Consider the following 16,486-nt stretch of genomic DNA (forward strand, 5'->3'; position numbering starts at 1 on the left):
GCGGGGGCGGGGGCGGATGCGGCGCGCCGGGCGGCGGCCGCCTGTTCTTCCTCGGTGGTCTTCAACGCCGCCGCCTGGCGGGCCGCCGAGGCGTCGCGCAAGGCGTGCTGGACCGGGTCGCCGCCCTCGATGTCGCAGGCGGCCACAAGGGCCGCGCCGCCGAGGATGAGGGCGAATACTCCGGCGCGCATCAGCCTTCGATCCAGTTCGGCATCCAGCCTTCGTGGAACTCGCGCAGGTGGGCGACGGGGATGCGGTAGAGCTCGCCCTTCGGACCAGAGGAGGCGAAGTCCGCGCCCTTGGCGACGCCGACGACCGAGGCGTGCAGACCGGCGTCCTTGGCTTTCGCCAGCAGGGCTTCGGCGTCGGAAACGGCGACCAGATAGCGGGCCTGGTCTTCGCCGAACAGGAAGGCGTGGGCGTGGGCGGCGCTGGAGGCGTTCAGTTCGATGCCGACGTCCGAGGCCAGGGCGATGTCCGCCGCCGCGCCGACCAGACCGCCGTCCGACAGGTCGTGGACGACCGTCAGTTCGCCCGCTTCGATCAGGCCGCGCACGAAGTCGCCGGTCTTGCGTTCCAGCTTCAGGTCGACCGGCGGCGGGGCGCCGTCTTCACGACCCAGAACCTCGCGCAGATAGATGGACGAACCCAGCTCGCCGTGGGTCTGGCCGATCAGGACCAGGACATCGCCCTCAGCCATGCCGCCGAAGCCGGTGGTCACGTCGTAGTTGGTCAGCAGGCCGACCGCGCCGACCGTCGGGGTCGGCGGAATGGCGACGCCGTTGGTCTCGTTATAGAGGCTGACGTTGCCGCTCACGACGGGGAAGTCCAGCTCGCGGCAGGCCTCGGCCATGCCGTCAGTGGCGCGGACGATCTGGCCCATGATCTCGGGGCGCTGCGGGTTGCCGAAGTTGAGGTTGTCGGTGATGGCGATGGGACGCGAGCCTACGGCGGTCAGGTTGCGCCAGGCCTCGGCCACGGCCTGCTTGCCGCCTTCATAGGGGTCGGCCTGGACATAGCGCGGGGTGCAGTCGCTGGTCACGGCCAGACCCTTGTCCGTGCCGTGGACGCGGACCACGCCGGCGTCGGCGCCGGTGGACGAGTCCTGCAGCGTGTCGGCCATGACGTGGCGGTCGTACTGTTCCCAGATCCAGCGCTTGGAGGCCATGTCGGGGCAGGCGATGACCTTGATGACCGCGTCGTTCCAGCTTTCCGGCGCCGGAACCTCGGACGGCTCCAGGCGCGGCTGAAGTTCGGGCTGGACCCAGGGGCGGTCGTAGAGGGGGGCGTCGTCGAACAGCGGGGCCAGCGGCACGTCGCAGACCACCTCGCCGTGATGCTTCAGCACCAGATGGCCGGTGTTGGTCGTCTTGCCGATGATGGCGAAGTCCAGGCCCCACTTCTGGAAGATGCGATAGCCGACGTCCTCGAAGCCGGGCTTGAGGACCGCCAGCATCCGCTCCTGGCTTTCCGACAGCATCATCTCATAGGCGGTCATGCCTTCTTCGCGCTGAGGCACCTTGTCGAGATCCAGCTCGACGCCGACGCCGCCCTTGCCGGCCATCTCGACCGAGGAGGAGGTCAGGCCCGCCGCGCCCATGTCCTGAATGGCGGCGACCGCGCCCGAGGCCATCAGCTCCAGCGTGGCTTCGATCAGCAGCTTCTCGGCGAAGGGATCGCCGACCTGAACGGTGGGGCGCTTGGCCTCCGACTCGTCGTCGAACTCGGTCGAGGACATGGTGGCGCCGTGGATGCCGTCGCGGCCCGTCTTGGAGCCGAAATAGACCACGTCATGCCCGGCCTCGGGCGCGGCCGAGTAGTAGATCTCGTCAGCCTTGGCGATGCCTACGCACATGGCGTTGACCAGGATGTTGCCGTTGTAGCCCTTGTGGAAGTTGGTCTCGCCCGCGACCGTCGGCACGCCGACGCAGTTGCCGTAGCCGCCGATGCCCGAGACCACGCCCTTGACCAGTCGCTTGGTCTTCTCATGCGAAGGCTCGCCGAAGCGCAGGGCGTTCAGCAGGGCCACCGGGCGGGCACCCATGGTGAAGACGTCGCGCATGATGCCGCCCACGCCCGTCGCCGCGCCCTGATAGGGCTCGATATAGGAGGGGTGGTTGTGGCTCTCCATCTTGAAGATGCAGGCGTCGCCATCGTCGATGTCGATGACCCCGGCGTTCTCGCCCGGGCCGCAGATGACGCGCGGTCCCGTGACCGGGAACTTCATCAGCTGCTTCTTGGAGGATTTGTAGGAGCAGTGCTCGGACCACATGACCGAGAAGACGCCCAGCTCGACCTGGTTGGGCTCTCGGCCCAGCCGGTCCAGCAGGACCTCATACTCGTTCGGAGCCAGACCGTATTCAGCGGCCAATACTGCGGTGGTCTTTTGCGGAGCGCTCATGGGCGGGGCTTCTAGCCGGGTCTGAGCCTCCTGTCAGCCCGTCCGATCAGCGACGACGCTCGATCCCGCGTTTCAGACCGAAGACCAGGATGACGGCGGCGACCACCAGCAGGAAGGCGGCGCCCAGGGCGGTGAAGCCAAGCACCGGATTCCGCTCCTGTTCTGCGACAAAGGCCCCGACCAGACCCCAGGCGATCGGCAGGGGATAGGCCAGGGTGCGCAGGCTCGCTGTCACCGCCGCTCCGACCAGAACCACGACCGCGACGGCCGCGATGGCCCAGCCTGTCGGCGACAGGAAGGCGGGCAGGGCGTCAAAGGCCGTCGCCGTGGTGATCAGGTTCAGCGGCGCGGCGATGGTCAGCCAGCCGGCCAGCGCCGCCAGCGGCCAGATCAGGAACCAGCGGTCGCGTTCCATCACCCTAGTCGCGCGGATGGTCCGAGCATTGGCCAGCAAGGGAACCACCAGAGCCAGCAGCGAGGCGAAGATGACCATGACGCTGGCCGCCTTCAGGTTCAGCGCCGCGACGATGATCCATAAGCCGATCCCGAACAGGGCCACCGCCGAGGGCCAGCCCATGCGGTTGATCAGCACGCTTTCGCCGGTCTGGGGCAGAACCTGCCGTCCGGCATAGGCCAGCAGCCCCAGATAGATCAGGCCCCAGATGGAGAAGGCGTAGCCCGCCACCTGCAACGTCTGATTGCCGTCCGCCGCGAACTCGGCCTGAGACAGGCCGAAGCCGCCCAGGTTCTGCACGACCGGAACCACGACGGCGAAAACAGCCGCGGCCAGCACCACCAGTCGGCGGGTTCTCTGGGCGGGGGTAGGGCGTTCGATGGCGGACATAGGGGCGGCTCCGGCTCAGCTTCACCGCAACTACGCGCCGGGCGGGGGTTTGGTTCACCGGAACCGTACGCGCGCCGCTCCGCTTAGAACAGCAGGACGCCCATCAAGGAGACCCACCATGGCCGACCCCGACAACCTGCCGGAAGACCCGGCACTCGAAACCGACGAGGTCGAAACCAACCGCGCCCTGGAACAGGGCCTGGGCGTCGGCGCCCGCGAACTGGCAGCCATCGGCGAATCCGGCGCAGCCGGCACGCTGGAACGCCCGCTGGATGAAGACGGCGAGCCCATAGAACCGGAACTTGAAGTCGACGAACTGGGCCGCAGCGCCAGCGTGCTGGACCGCAAGACCGCTCAGGTCGACGACAAGGAGCAGCTGGACAAGGCGTCCGACGCCTAGGCCGTTCAGGCGGCGGCGTAGATGCTCTGGAACAGAGTGGCGCCGTCGGCGCTGCCCAGTTCGGCTTCGAAGGCGCGGTCGGGGTGGGGCATCATGCCCAGGACATTGCCGCGTGCGTTCTGGATGCCGGCGATGTCGGCGACCGAGCCGTTGGGGTTGTCGGCATAGCGGAACACCACCTGGCCTTCGCCCTCGAGGCGGGCCAGGGTTTCGGCGTCGGCGAAATAGTTTCCGTCGGCGTTGCCTTGGGTCATGACGACCTCGCGCTGACCCTGATAGCCCGAGGTGAAGCGGGTCTGGCCGTTGGCGACCGTGATGCTGATCGGCTTGCAGATATACTTCAGGCCGCTGTTGCGCAGCAGGGCGCCGGGCAGCATTCCGGCTTCGCACAGAATTTGGAAGCCGTTGCAGATGCCGACCACGGTGACGCCGTCGTCGGCGGCCTTCTTGACGGCCTGCATGATCGGGGCCTGGGCCGCCATCGCGCCGCAGCGCAGATAGTCGCCGTAGGAGAAACCGCCCGGCAGGACGATCAGATCGAGGCCTTTCGGCAGCTCGCTCTCGGCGTGCCAGACCATTTCGACCTGCTCGCCAGTGGAGCGTTCGATGGCGACCTTGCAGTCGCGATCACAGTTGGACCCGGGGAAGACGATGACGGCTGCGCTCATGGGCGGGCCTCCTAGCATCAATTGTTCAGGATGTCAGGCGTGGCTTTGACCTGTCTTGCGTCCGGTCAGCCAGGCGACGATCCAGACCGCGAAACCGCCCAGCGACAGGGCCACGCCGACCCAGCCGGTCGAGGTCCAGCCCCAGCCCGCCGCGATGGCCATGCCGCCCAGCAGGGGGCCAATGGCGTTTGCGGTGTTGAAGGCCGAATGGTTCAGGGCCGCGGCCAAGGTCTGCGCGTCGCCGGCCACGTCCATCAGGCGGGTTTGCAGGATGGAGCCCAGCCCGCCGCCGCCGCCGATCAAGAAGACCACGATCAGCATGGCCCACAGATGCGGGGCCGCGAACGGATAGAGAGCCAGGGCGGCGGCGCTCCACAGCAGCAGCCCGCCCGCCGCCTTCATGCCGTAGCGGTCGGCGGCCCAGGCGCCCAGCAGGTTGCCGCCCATCATGCCCAGACCGAACATGGCGAAGACCCAGGGCAGGACCTCGGGCCCTACGCCGGTCACGGCGGTCAGGGTCGAGGCCAGATAGGCGTAGACCGCGAACATGCCGCCGAAGCCGATGGTCCCGACGCCCAGCGTCAGCCAGACCTGCCCGCGCTTCAGGGCCCCCAGCTCGCGCATGGGGCTGGCGTCGGCGTGGGCCGGGTCGCGCGGCGCGAACAGGGCGACCAGGGCCATGGTGATGACCGCCAGAACGCTGACGATGGCGAAGGTCCAGCGCCAGCCGAAGGCGTGGCTGACAGCGGTGGCGACGGGCACGCCGATGACGGTGGCGACGGTCAGGCCCAGCAGGATGGTCGAGACGGCGCGGGTGCGCAGCCGCAACGGCACCAGCGACGCCGCCACCAGGGCGGCCACGCCGAAATATGCCCCGTGCGGAATGCCGCTGAGGAAGCGGAAGGCCAGCATCCATTCATAGTTGGGAGCGATGGCGCTCAGCGCATTGCCGACCGCAAACAGGGCCATGAAGCCGATCAGCAGCAGCCAGCGCGGCGCGCGCGCCCCCAGCACCGCCAGGATCGGCGCCCCGACCACCACCCCGGCGGCATAGGCGCTGATGACGTGACCGGCGGTGGGCTCATCGACGCCCAGACCCGCCGCGAAGTCGGGCAGGACGCTCATGGCCGCGAACTCGGTGACGCCGATGGCGAAGCCGCCCATGGCCAGGGCCAGCAGGACCAGGGCCACCTTGCCCGGCGCGGCGACCGTCTCCATCGCAGATGACGGCGCGCAGATGCGCTCGTCGATACAGGCGGCGGCGTCGGTGGGGGCCATGAACTATCGCAATGCAACAAACTTACAGTGCGTCGCAAAATAGGGGCCGAGGTCGCAGGCGCAACCTTGGCCGGACGATCAGCTCATCACGCTTTGTTTGCGCTGGGTTCAGGCGGCCGCCAGTTCTGCGCGGACCTTGGGGTGCGACACCGACAGGCCCAGGGTCTGGGCGGCGTAGAGCTCCAGCAGCAGCCGATCGTGACCATCTGGCACGTTCAGCCAGCGGGCCTGGATCGGCTGGCGGCGGCCGGGACGCGGCGCGGGCTCGCTGACGCTGATCAGAGGGACGCCATGGCCTGGCTGGTGCACGTGGGCGGCCAGCGCCAGACGCAGCGACGGCGCCAGCAAACGCTCCTCCAGATGGGGCGGGCTGCCGACATGGATAGGCTCGTCCTCCTGATAGAAGACATAGACCGCCCCGGCTGCGGGCAGTCGCGCCCGCGTCAGGGGTTCCAGCGGCCGAGCCATCAGGCGGCGGAACAGGTCGGGGACCGTCGCCAGCCTCTGCTGATGGTCGAGCGTCGCCGCCGTCACCCGCCGGTGTTCTCGTAGGTCGCGGTGATCGAGGCCTTGGCCAACGTGTGGAAATGCAGGTTGAAGCCGAAGACGGCGCCCGAGTTGTCCGGCGTCACGTCCAGCCTGTCCGTGTCCACGGCGAAGACGGTGAAGATGTAGCGATGCGGGCCGTGGCCTGGCGGCGGGGCGGCCCCGCCGAAGCCGGCCTCGCCATAGTCGGTGCGGCCCTGGGCCGCGCCCTGGGGCAGGTTGGCGCCGCCGACGGCGCCCGCGCCCGCCGCCAGTTCGGTCACGTCGGCGGGGATATTGGCCACGGTCCAGTGCCAGAAGCCCGAGCCCGTGGGGGCGTCTGGATCATAGCAGGTGACGGCGAAGCTCTTCGTGCCCTCCGGCGCCCCGGACCAGGACAGCTGGGGCGAGGTGTCGCCCAGAGCCTTCACCTGGGCGTCGGGTAGGACGCCGCCGTCGCGGATGTCGGCGGAGGTGAGGGTGAAGGTCATCGGAGGCGCTCCCTTGATCTGGTTGTCGGACGGAACGGTCCGGCTTTGATACCGTTGCGCAGCGACAGTCTGTTCCTAGCCAAGCTTGATCCTGGTTCAAAGCGCGGAGCGCCGGATGCTGCAAGCCCTTCTCGATCAGACCTTCCTGACGCGAGCCGTGCGGGTGCGCCTGCCGGACGGGCGCGAGCTGACGGCGGGACCGGGAACGCCGGAATTGACGGCGGTGATCCAAGACACGAAGACGGCCCTGGCCATCGCCGCCAACCCAGACCTGGCCCTGGGCGAAGCCTTCATGGACGGGACCTTCCGGGTCGAGGGCGGCGACATCTACGCCTTCCTGCAGCTGACGACGTCGCAGCTGGCCATCCGGCCGCGCGGTGGAAAACTGGACCTGCTGCAACGCATTCGGCGCGGCGCCGAGCAGGCCAACGACCGGCTGCACGCGCGCAACAACGTTCATCACCATTATGACCTGACGGTCGACTTCTACCGGCTGTTTCTGGACGAAGACCTGCAATATTCCTGCGCCTTCTTCGAGACGCCGGACGCCACCCTGGAACAGGCCCAGACGGCCAAGAAGCGGCGGCTGATCGACAAGCTGCTGCTGGCGCCGGGGCAGAGCGCGCTGGACATCGGTTGCGGCTGGGGTGGGCTGGGTCTGTCGATGGCCGAGCGTGGCGCGCGCGTCACCGGCGTCACCCTGTCGACTGAACAGCACCGCACCGCCAACGAGCGGGCGGCGGCGCGCGGCCTGGCCGACCGTGCCGAGTTCCTGCTGCAGGACTATCGCGACCTGAACCAGACCTTCGACCGCATCATCTCGGTCGGCATGTTCGAGCACGTCGGAGCGCCCAACTATCAGGAGTATTTCGACACGGTCGCCCGGCTGCTGGACGACGACGGGGTGGCGGTGATCCATTCCATCGGCCGCAAGACCCCGCCCAGCCGCACGCAACCGTTTATCCGCAAATACATCTTCCCCGGCGGCTATATCCCGGCCCTGTCCGAGGTCCTGCCCGCCATTGAACGCTCGGGCCTGTGGGTGACGGACATGGAGGTGCTGCGGCTGCACTACGCGGAGACGCTGAGGATCTGGCGAGAACGGTTCCTGGCGCGGCGCGACGAGGCCTTGGCGCTTTACGATGAGCGGTTCTGCCGGATGTGGGAGTTCTATCTCGCCGCCAGCGAGGTCGCTTTCCGCGAGCTGGGGCACATGGTCTTCCAGTTGCAGCTGACCAAGCAGCAGACGGCGGTCCCGCTAAGTCGCGATTATCTCTGCCAGTAGGGCCTTCTTTTCCTCCCATTATCATGGGGAGGGGACCGCGTAGCGGTGGAGGGGGCGACGCAAACGTCAGCCGTCGAGCCGCTCCTTCCGTCTCGTCGGCTGCGCCGTCGATCCACCTCCCCATCGCTGCGCGACAGGGAGGAAAACAAAAAAGGCCGCTCTTTCGAGCGGCCCTGATCGTCAGATTGTCGCGGCCTTACGCCACTTCGATCCGGTAGCTTTCGATGACCGTGTTGGCCAGCAGGGTGTCGCACATGCGTTTCACCTCGGCTTCCTTGTCGGCGACGCTGTCGTCGAGGTCGAACTCGATCATCTTGCCGACGCGGGCGTTGGCGACGCCGGCCCAGCCCAGACCTTGCAGGGCGCCTTCGACGGCCTTGCCCTGAACGTCCAGAACGCCGGGCTTCAGGAAGACGTGAACCTTCACCTTGGCCATTAGTGCAGTCCTCCTTGGATCACGGTCGGCATGTCCTTCATGATGCCGAGGCGGCGGGCCACCTCGGTGTAGCTTTCGATGACGTCGCCCATGTCGCGACGGAAGCGGTCCTTGTCCAGCTTCTCGCCGGTGGCGGTGTCCCACAGACGGCAGCTGTCGGGGCTGATCTCGTCGGCCAGGATGACGCGGGCGAAGTCGTTTTCCCACACCCGGCCGAACTCGATCTTGAAGTCCACCAGGGTGATGCCGACGGCGCCGAACATGCCGCACAGGTAGTCGTTGACGCGGACGGTCATGGCCAGGATGTCGTCCAGCTCCTGGGTCGTGGCCCAGTTGAAGGCGGTGATGTGCTCTTCCGTCACCATCGGGTCGTTCAACTCATCCTTCTTGTAATAGAATTCGATGATCGAACGGGGCAGGGCGGTGCCCTCTTCCTGGCCCAGACGGGTGGCCAGCGAGCCGGCGACGACGTTGCGGCAGACGACTTCCAGCGGAATGATCTCGACTTCGCGGATCAGCTGCTCGCGCAGGTTCAGGCGCTTGATGAAGTGGTTGGTCACGCCGATGCCGTTCAGGCGCGACATGACGAACTCGCTGATGCGGTTGTTGATCACGCCCTTGCCTTCCAGCACGGCCTTTTTCTGGGCGTTGAAGGCGGTCGCGTCGTCCTTGAAATACTGGATCAGCGTGCCCGGCTCGGGACCCTCGTACAGGATCTTGGCCTTGCCCTCGTAGATCTTCTTGCGCTTGGAATTCATGGTCGTGTCCCGAGAGGGAAGAAAACAGACTGTCCTCAAAACGAAAAACGCGCGGCCCGGCGGCTGTGGGCGGCGCGATCCTGAATCGACGACGGGTATATAAGATCGCACGCCCTTTAACCGAAGGGCGTCTGTGACACAAATATCCTCCTGTAACGCAGCGTCAGAACCGCGACCGCGAGTCCAGTTGCGTTCACAGGCGAGGGGGCTATAGACGGCGATGCGGACCCCAATTCCGTCCGCCACTGGAGTGACTACGCGCATGACGACCTTCGACGATCGGGAAAAGGGCTACGAGTCCAAGTACGCCCTCGATCAGGAACAAGAGTTCAAGGCCATCGCGCGTCGTAATAAGATGCTGGGCCTGTGGGCGGCCGAGAAGATGGGCCTGTCGACCGATAGCGCCGAGCAATACGCCGCCGCCGTGGTCCGCGCCGACTTCGAGCAGCCGGGCGAGGAAGACGTCTTCCGCAAGGTCGCCGGCGACTTCAAGGGCTCGGGCCTGACGGTGTCCGAGGGCGAACTGCGCTCCAAGATGGACGAACTGGCCTCGATCGCCCGCGAACAGATCCGCGCCGGCGAATAGGCCTCGGTTCCAACCGACCGAATTCAGAAGGGCCGCTGCCGGATATGGCAGCGGCCCTTCTTCTATTTCAGGCCGTCGCCGCGATTATTTCGGCATCAGCACCGTGTCGATGACGTGGACCACGCCGTTCGACTGGCCGACGTCGGCCTGGGTGATGGTCGAGGTTCCGCCCTTGGCGTCGGTGATGGTCCACTTGCCGCCGCCGGCGTCCTTGACCATCAGCTTCTCGCCCTGAACCGTGGTCAGGGTGGCCGTGCCGCCGCCCTTCTGGGCCTCGGCGGCGATGTCGGCGGCGGTCAGGCGACCGGGCACGACGTGATAGGTCAGGATCTTGGTCAGGGCGGCCTTCTGGGCCGGCTCCATCAGGCTGGTGCGCGTGGCGGCCGGGATCTTCTCGAACGCCGCATTGTCAGGGGCGAAGACGGTGAAGGGGCCGGGGCCTTGCAGGGTCGTGGCCAGGCCCGCGGCCTGAACGGCGGCGACCAGGGTGGTCAGGTTGGGCGCCTTGGCGGCGTTGGTGACGATGTTGTCGGCAGGGCTCATGGCCACGCCGCCGACCATGGGATCGGTGGTCACAGGCGCCATTGCGGCCGAATCGGCTGGCATGGCGTCGGCCGGCGCCTTCTCGACCTTGGTTTCATTGTTGCCGCAGGCGGCCAGCGTCAGCAGGGCGGCGGCGGATACGGTAGCGAAGCTGGCGGTACGGATCATCTTCATGTCGTCTCTCCATCGACAGCCGCTCGAAGGGGCGGCGGGTCGGGGAGAACTACGGTCGAGCAGGCCAAATGGTTCAAATTATCCGGCGCGGCGCGTGATCACGATTGAACCTTAGTCGGCGAAGACGACTGTCTTGCCGTCGTGCATCAGAATGCGGTCGTGCAGGTGATGCGACACCGCCCGCGCCAGAACGCGGCGTTCGATGTCCCGGCCCTTGCGGATCAGATCGGCGGGGGCGTCGCGGTGGCTGATGCGCTCCACGTCCTGTTCGATGATGGGGCCTTCGTCCAGGTCGGCGGTGACATAGTGGGCCGTGGCGCCGATCACCTTCACCCCGCGCGCATGGGCCTGGTGATAGGGCTTGGCCCCCTTGAAGCCCGGCAGGAAGGAGTGGTGGATATTGATGCAGCGCCCCGCCAGCCGCGCCGTCAGATCGTCCGACAGGATCTGCATATAGCGCGCCAGCACCACCAGCTCCGTGCCCGTCGCCTCGATCAGGGCCAGAAGCTGGGCCTCCTGCGACGCCTTGTCGCCGCTCATGGGCAGGTGGTGGAAGGGCAGGTCGCCCAGATCGACGTGGCCGATCATGTCGCGCGGGTGGTTGGACACGATGGCCGTCACCTGCATGAGCAGTTCGTCGATGCGCCAGCGGTACAGCAGGTCGGCTAGGCAGTGGTCGAACCGCGAGGTCAGGATCATCACCTTGCGCGGCTCCGGCCCGCGCAGGGTCCAGTCCATGTCGAACTGCAGGGCCAGCGGCGTGAAGGCGGCGCGGATCGCGTCCTCGGCGTCGCCTTCCATCGGCTCGAACACCACGCGCATGAAGAAGTAGCCGCTCAGGGCGTCGCCGAACTGCTGAGCGTCGGAAATATTGGCGTCTCGCTCCAGCAGAAAGGCGGAGACGGCCGCCACGATGCCGTGGCGGTCAGGGCAGGACAGGGTCAGAATCATCGAGCGGCCGACTTATTCGGGGAGGAAGTCGCCGAGTATGGCCCAGCTTTCCGCCTTTGCCGACAAGGATATTGCGTGCGCCGGGCTGGAGGACGGCAGGTCGATCAGGGCTACCCGCCCCAGATCAGGCCGATCGGCCAGAATGCGCCGCCCCAGCTTCGCCGCCAGTCCGCCGTTGAAGGCCACGGCGCGCAGCGCGGGCAGGGCGGTGATCAGACCGCGCAGGTCGGCGGCCTCCGGCGAGCGTATGGCGGCGTCCAGACTGCCGGATCGCTCCGCCGAGGCGATGACGTCCCACAGCCCGACGCCATGCGCCCTCAGGCGATCCAGCCTTTGCTCATAGGGCAGGGCGGTCAGACCCTCGCCCAGCAGGCCGCCGATCAGGGGCCAGAAGCCGTTGCGCGGATGGGCGTAGTACTGGGCCGCCTTCAGCGAGGCGTCGCCCGGTAGGCTGCCCAGTATCAGGATGCGGGTGCGGTCGTCGACGACAGGATCGAAGCCGACGGACCGCCCAACCGCAGACAAGGGTCTCAGCCCTCGCCGAAGACCCGCTTGAACACTACGTCGACGTTCCTGGTGTGGTAGCCGAGGTCGAACAGGGCTTCCAGTTGATCGGCCGGCAGGGTGACGCGCGCGTCGGCCTTGAGGAAGTCGAGGAAGGCGCCTTCGCCGCGCCAGACCTTCATGGCGTTCTCCTGAACCGCGGCATAGGCGTCTTCACGCGACACGCCGGCCTGGGTCAGGGCCAGCATGACCCGTTGCGAGTGCACCAGACCGCCCAGGCGGTCGATGTTCTTCTGCATGTTCTCAGGGTAAACGTTCAGGCGCTCGATCACCCCCGCCAGACGGTGCAGGGCGAAGTCCAGGTGGACCGTCGCATCAGGGCCGATGCCGCGCTCGACCGAGGAGTGGCTGATGTCGCGCTCGTGCCACAGGGCGACGTTCTCCATCGCCGGGACGACCGCCGAGCGCACCAGACGGGCCAGGCCGGTCAGGTTCTCGGTCAGGATCGGGTTGCGCTTGTGCGGCATGGCCGACGAGCCCTTCTGGCCCTTGTCGAAGAACTCCTCGGCTTCGAGGACTTCGGTGCGCTGCAGGTGGCGGATCTCCACGGCCAGACGCTCGATCGACGAGGCGACCACGCCGAGGGCGGCGAAGTAGGCGGCGTGACGGTCGCGCGGGATGACCTGGGTCGAGACGGGCTCGACGGCCAGACCCATCTTGTCGGCGACGTACTGCTCAACCGCCGGATCGACGTTGGCGAAGGTGCCGACGGCGCCCGAGATGGCGCAGGTGGCGATTTCCTCGCGGGCCGTGATCAGGCGGCGCTTGGCGCGCTGGAACTCGGCGTGATAGCCGGCCAGCTTCAGGCCGAAGGTGACGGGCTCGGCGTGGATGCCGTGCGAACGACCGACGGTCGGGGTGTATTTGTGTTCCTTGGCGCGGACTTCCAGCGCGGCCAGGACGCGGTCGACGCCGCCCAGCAGCAGGTCGGTCGAGCGCGCCAGCTGCACCGCGAAGCAGGTGTCCAGCACGTCCGACGAGGTCATGCCCTGGTGCAGGAAGCGGGCTTCCTCGCCGACGATTTCCGACACATGGGTCAGGAAGGCGATGACGTCATGCTTGGTGGTGCGTTCGATCTCGTCGATGCGGTCGGCGTCGAAGGTCACGTCCTTGCCCTTGGCCCAGATGGCGTCGGAGGCGTCCTGCGGGATCACCCCCAGTTCGGCCATCTTGGCAGCCGCATGGGCCTCGATCTCGAACCAGATCTTGTACTTGGTCTCTTGCGACCAGATGGCGACGGCTTCGGGGCGGGTATAGCGCGTGATCATGGATCGGTCGTGTCGTGCGGGAAGGGCGGGGAGTCAAGGTTCACCGGGCAAACTTGCGTCTTTCCTCCCTGTCGCGCAGCGATGGGGTGGAGGAACAGGCGTCGGAGGCGCCTGGACGACGGGCGCGGCGGCGAAGGCGACGTGACGGAGGGGGCGCGACTCGACGGGCGACGTTTGCGCCGCCCCCTCCACCACTTGGCTGCTGCGCGCCGCCCTTCGGGTCGTGGTCCCCCTCCCCATGGAATGGGGAGGAAAGAGCAGCCATTGACTTCTGGCCCCCTTGTCCCAGATAGGGGGCTCAGAGGACGACCTCTCCCTTTCAGGGCATGACCGCCGGGACGACCCGGCTCGCCATGCAAGGGAGACTGTCATGGCCTGGATTCTTCTTCTGTTCGCCGGTCTGTTCGAGATCGTCTGGGCCTTCCTGATGAAGGCGTCGGACGGGTTTTCGAGGCCGTGGCAGACGGTCGGCACCATCGTCTTCATGATCATCAGCTTCGGCCTGTTGTCGATGGCGATGAAGACCCTGCCGCTGGGCACGGCCTATGTGATCTGGACCGGCATCGGCGCGGTCGGGGCCTTCGTGGTCGGCATCGCGGTCCTGGGCGAGCCGATCACCCCCATGCGGATCGCGGGCGCGGTGCTGATCATCTCGGGCCTGGTTGTGCTGAAGCTGTCCTCCAGCCATTGATGGCGAGCGCATAGGGAGCCTCGCCATGGAACTGATCATCGGACCGCGTCTCTATTCCACCTGGTCGCTGCGGCCCTGGCTGGTGCTGAAGCGGACCGGCGCCGCGTTCACGACCCGCGAGGTCTCCTATCGCACCGAAGCGCAGAAGGCCGAGTTGCGTCGTCTTTCGCCGTCGGGCTTCGTGCCTCTGCTCAAGGTCGACGGCGAGACGATATGGGACACCCTGTCGATCAGCGAATGGGCGGCGGAACACTATCCCGAGGCGCAGCTGTGGCCGGTTGATGCGACCGCGCGGGCGCTGGCCCGTTCGGCCACGGCCGAGATGCACTCCGGCTTTATGGCCTTGCGCGATCTGTGCGGCATGGGGCCGGATCATCCGATGGCCGGGGCGGCGCGGGCCGAGACGCCGTCCGATCCGGCGCTGGATCGGGATCTGGCGCGGCTGGTCGAGTTGTGGCGGCAGATGCGCAGCCGCTTCGGCGCCGACGGTCCCTGGCTGTTCGGCGACTGGTCGATCGCCGACGCCTTCTTCACCCCCGTCGCGGCGCGGGTGCGCCATTATCAGATCGACCTGAGCGGGCATGGCGATGCGGACGGCGTCGCCCGGGCCTATGTCGAGGCTCTGCTGGCCCAACCAGATTTCGAGGAATGGCAGCGCCTGGCTCTGGCTAACGCCGCTTAAGCTTGGCCGAAAACCGGCGATTAACGAGTGATGTTACATTCTGCCTTCACGGCGTCGGGCCGTGGGGGATGGGCGATGCGGACGATCAGCCGGAATACCAATTGGGGCAGGACAGCGCGGGGCTATTTCCTCGCGGCTCTGGCCTTCGCCTTCGTCTGGGCCATGCTGTTGTCCAGCGTGGTCTAAAGCGCTCTAGCGCGTACCGGCGAGCGGGGCGGCCTCGGCCACCTGCATCGGCGCGGTCGGCGGCGGGGCCACATAGTCCAGACGGATCGGCACGGCCTTGGCGCCCGAGGCCACGGCGTCCAGCGTGTTCAGCGGCGCGCCCAGCATTCGCTGATAAATCCAATAGGCGGCCACGACCTTTTCCACGTATTCGCGGGCCTGAGGCACGTCGATGGTCTCGATTAGCAGCAGGGGGTCGGCGTCAGGCCCCAGCTTGCGCACCGCCGCCAGCATGGGCCCCGGCCCGGCGTTGTAGGAGGCCACGGCCTTCAGCAGGTCGCCCTGGAAGGCTTCCATCTGGAACAGCCGGTTCACATAGTCCTGACCCAGCTTCAGATTGGTGGCCGGGACATACAGCCGCTCGGGATTGCGCACATAGCCCTGATCCCCGGTCATATGGGCGGCGGTCGTCGGCATGACCTGCATCATGCCATAGGCGCCGGCCCCGGAGCGGGCGCTGGCGTTGAAGTCGGTTTCCTTGCGGGCGATGGCGTAAACCAGCGCCTTTTCGATGGTGAAGCCGCCCTCGGGCTCCAGCACCGGCATGGGGTAGCGGGTGGCGTCTATGCGGCTGGCCTCGGACTGGGCCGCGCGATTGGGGGCCACCGTGCGATAGAGACCGGCCCACAGGCGCCGGGCGCTGTCGTCGCCGGCTGAGCGCATCCCGGTGCGGGCGGATTCTTCGGCCTCGTTGCGGCGACCGACTTCATAGAGGGCGACCGTGCGCCGCGCCGTTTCGTCCGAGCGGATGAAGGCGTTCAGTTCACGGGCGTCCACGCCGGCCGGCTCAGGCGTCAGGCTGGCGCGTTGCAGCGCGGCGCCATAGGCGCGCGGTCCCATGTTCTCGATGACCGGCTCTTCGCCCAGCTGGCGCAGGGCGATCTGACCGTAGAAGGTGGCGGGCCAGCGCGCGGCCAGGCGCAGGTTTTCGGCCACCTTGTCCTGACGCCCCGACTGAGCGGCGGCGCGGGCGGTCCAGAAGGCGGCGCCGGCGCGGACCCAGGGGTCCTCGGTCGGGTCCTGAGCCACGCGCTCGAAGGCGCGGAAGGCGTCGGAAAATTGATGCAGGCGCCAGGCGGCCAGCCCTGCGCTCCACCAGTCGCCCATCTCGGCCCCGGTGCGCCAGGCGCCGGCCAGATCGTCGTTGTTCAGCGCCACGCGGGCGGCCTTGGCCGGATCGGTCACGCCGCCGTCGCGGGCGCCCGTCACGCTGGCCCAGGTCCGCTCCAGCAGGTTGCCGGGACGCTTGGGCTCGGGCGCGCCGTCGGGCAGGCGCCGCATGGCCAGGGTATAGACGCGGGGCGCCATCGGCAGGTCGGAATAGGTCTCCAGCCAGGCCGCCAGCTCGTCATAGGTCGCGACATGGGTGGGATGGAACAGGCGCTCAAACTCGACCTGGCCTAGCAGGACGCGGTCCTGGGCCTGCCGCGCAGAGGCGCGGGCCAACTCCAGATCGCCGCGCCGCAGGGCGTCGAAGGCGGTGGTGTAGCTGAGCCGATCGGAACTGCTCAGGGCCGTGGGGGTTCTATCGGAGTCATTGCCGACATAGGCCGTCCCGCCGCCATCAGCCCCGCTGTCCGTCGCCCCCTTGTCACGGGCCAGGGCGGCAGGCGCAACCGTGGCGCAGAGCGCAGCAGCAAGGAGAGGCGCGAGAGCCGCGCGGCGGAAAAGGTACATACGCGGCGGCCCCCTTCGTCGGCGCGGCTCCCGTATCGT

Annotated in this window: 18 protein-coding genes and 1 pseudogene; 5 read left to right on the forward strand and 14 right to left on the reverse strand. The window is 67.5% G+C overall.

From position 1 onward, the window contains the following. The 3 genes and pseudogenes from HX774_RS02510 to HX774_RS02520 all read right to left on the reverse strand — a co-directional run. Positions 1-191 (reverse strand): annotated as a pseudogene (locus HX774_RS02510) (indole-3-glycerol-phosphate synthase); the annotation flags it as partial. Further along, positions 191-2,401, reverse strand: coding sequence for a phosphoribosylformylglycinamidine synthase subunit PurL (gene purL, locus HX774_RS02515; RefSeq protein ID WP_178823937.1), 2,211 nt, complete (start codon positions 2,399-2,401; stop codon positions 191-193). The gene purL and the pseudogene HX774_RS02510, both read right to left, overlap by 1 nt. A gap of 46 nt (positions 2,402-2,447) precedes the next feature. Then, positions 2,448-3,245: a hypothetical protein gene (locus tag HX774_RS02520; RefSeq protein ID WP_178823939.1), complete on the reverse strand. Its 798-nt coding sequence runs from the start codon at positions 3,243-3,245 to the stop codon at positions 2,448-2,450. A gap of 118 nt (positions 3,246-3,363) precedes the next feature. On the opposite strand from HX774_RS02520, the gene HX774_RS02525 reads away from it, so the two are divergent. Continuing rightward, positions 3,364-3,645 (forward strand): hypothetical protein, encoded by a 282-nt coding sequence (locus HX774_RS02525; protein WP_178823941.1) that lies wholly within the window; start codon positions 3,364-3,366, stop codon positions 3,643-3,645. A gap of 5 nt (positions 3,646-3,650) precedes the next feature. Here HX774_RS02525 and purQ read toward each other — a convergent pair whose 3' ends face one another. The 4 genes from purQ to HX774_RS02545 form a co-directional block, all read right to left on the reverse strand. Next, positions 3,651-4,313, reverse strand: coding sequence for a phosphoribosylformylglycinamidine synthase subunit PurQ (gene purQ, locus HX774_RS02530; protein WP_178823943.1), 663 nt, complete (start codon positions 4,311-4,313; stop codon positions 3,651-3,653). Positions 4,314-4,346: 33 nt separating this feature from the next. Next, positions 4,347-5,591 carry an MFS transporter gene (locus HX774_RS02535; protein ID WP_255499933.1) on the reverse strand — a complete coding sequence of 415 codons (1,245 nt, stop codon included), beginning with the start codon at positions 5,589-5,591 and terminating at the stop codon, positions 4,347-4,349. 108 nt (positions 5,592-5,699) lie between these two features. Further along, entirely contained in the window at positions 5,700-6,125 is a 426-nt protein-coding gene (locus HX774_RS02540) for a hypothetical protein (protein ID WP_178823945.1), read from the reverse strand. After that, positions 6,122-6,607: a YbhB/YbcL family Raf kinase inhibitor-like protein gene (locus HX774_RS02545; RefSeq protein ID WP_178823947.1), complete on the reverse strand. Its 486-nt coding sequence runs from the start codon at positions 6,605-6,607 to the stop codon at positions 6,122-6,124. Before HX774_RS02545 ends, HX774_RS02540 begins: the two co-directional genes overlap by 4 nt. Before the next feature lie 115 nt (positions 6,608-6,722). Between HX774_RS02545 and HX774_RS02550 the strand changes: the two genes are divergently transcribed. Then, a complete protein-coding gene (locus HX774_RS02550) occupies positions 6,723-7,892 on the forward strand; it encodes a cyclopropane-fatty-acyl-phospholipid synthase family protein (RefSeq protein ID WP_178823949.1) in 1,170 nt (389 codons plus the stop codon). A gap of 196 nt (positions 7,893-8,088) precedes the next feature. Here HX774_RS02550 and purS read toward each other — a convergent pair whose 3' ends face one another. Both purS and purC read right to left on the reverse strand, forming a co-directional pair. Further along, positions 8,089-8,328, reverse strand: a complete 240-nt coding sequence (gene purS / locus HX774_RS02555) for a phosphoribosylformylglycinamidine synthase subunit PurS (protein ID WP_178823951.1) — start codon at positions 8,326-8,328, stop codon at positions 8,089-8,091. Further along, positions 8,328-9,086 (reverse strand): phosphoribosylaminoimidazolesuccinocarboxamide synthase, encoded by a 759-nt coding sequence (purC, locus tag HX774_RS02560; protein ID WP_114816124.1) that lies wholly within the window; start codon positions 9,084-9,086, stop codon positions 8,328-8,330. Before purC ends, purS begins: the two co-directional genes overlap by 1 nt. A gap of 262 nt (positions 9,087-9,348) precedes the next feature. Here purC and HX774_RS02565 point away from each other — a divergent pair, with 262 nt between their 5' ends. After that, entirely contained in the window at positions 9,349-9,672 is a 324-nt protein-coding gene (locus tag HX774_RS02565; protein WP_178823953.1) for a DUF1476 domain-containing protein, read from the forward strand. Positions 9,673-9,756: 84 nt separating this feature from the next. On the opposite strand, the gene HX774_RS02570 is transcribed toward HX774_RS02565, so the two are convergent. The 4 genes from HX774_RS02570 to purB all read right to left on the reverse strand — a co-directional run bounded on the left by HX774_RS02570 (position 9,757) and on the right by purB (position 13,172). Continuing rightward, on the reverse strand, positions 9,757-10,389 hold the full coding sequence (locus HX774_RS02570) for a fasciclin domain-containing protein (protein ID WP_114816126.1): 633 nt from the start codon (positions 10,387-10,389) through the stop codon (positions 9,757-9,759). Between the two features lie 111 nt (positions 10,390-10,500). Next, positions 10,501-11,340 (reverse strand): formyltetrahydrofolate deformylase, encoded by an 840-nt coding sequence (gene purU, locus HX774_RS02575; protein ID WP_178823955.1) that lies wholly within the window; start codon positions 11,338-11,340, stop codon positions 10,501-10,503. A gap of 12 nt (positions 11,341-11,352) precedes the next feature. Then, positions 11,353-11,865, reverse strand: coding sequence for a DNA-deoxyinosine glycosylase (locus tag HX774_RS02580; RefSeq protein WP_178823957.1), 513 nt, complete (start codon positions 11,863-11,865; stop codon positions 11,353-11,355). 5 nt (positions 11,866-11,870) lie between these two features. Then, entirely contained in the window at positions 11,871-13,172 is a 1,302-nt protein-coding gene (gene purB / locus HX774_RS02585; protein WP_178823959.1) for an adenylosuccinate lyase, read from the reverse strand. 370 nt (positions 13,173-13,542) lie between these two features. Here purB and HX774_RS02590 point away from each other — a divergent pair, with 370 nt between their 5' ends. After that, positions 13,543-13,863, forward strand: coding sequence for a multidrug efflux SMR transporter (locus HX774_RS02590; RefSeq protein WP_178823961.1), 321 nt, complete (start codon positions 13,543-13,545; stop codon positions 13,861-13,863). Between the two features lie 25 nt (positions 13,864-13,888). Then, positions 13,889-14,545 carry a glutathione S-transferase gene (locus tag HX774_RS02595; RefSeq protein ID WP_178823963.1) on the forward strand — a complete coding sequence of 219 codons (657 nt, stop codon included), beginning with the start codon at positions 13,889-13,891 and terminating at the stop codon, positions 14,543-14,545. Positions 14,546-14,737: 192 nt separating this feature from the next. Here the strand turns inward: HX774_RS02595 and HX774_RS02600 are convergent, their stop codons facing one another. After that, positions 14,738-16,447 carry a lytic transglycosylase domain-containing protein gene (locus HX774_RS02600; protein WP_178823965.1) on the reverse strand — a complete coding sequence of 570 codons (1,710 nt, stop codon included), beginning with the start codon at positions 16,445-16,447 and terminating at the stop codon, positions 14,738-14,740. Positions 16,448-16,486: the final 39 nt, after the last annotated feature.

This window comes from Brevundimonas sp. P7753, assembly GCF_013386595.1.
Lineage (GTDB): Bacteria > Pseudomonadota > Alphaproteobacteria > Caulobacterales > Caulobacteraceae > Brevundimonas > Brevundimonas bullata.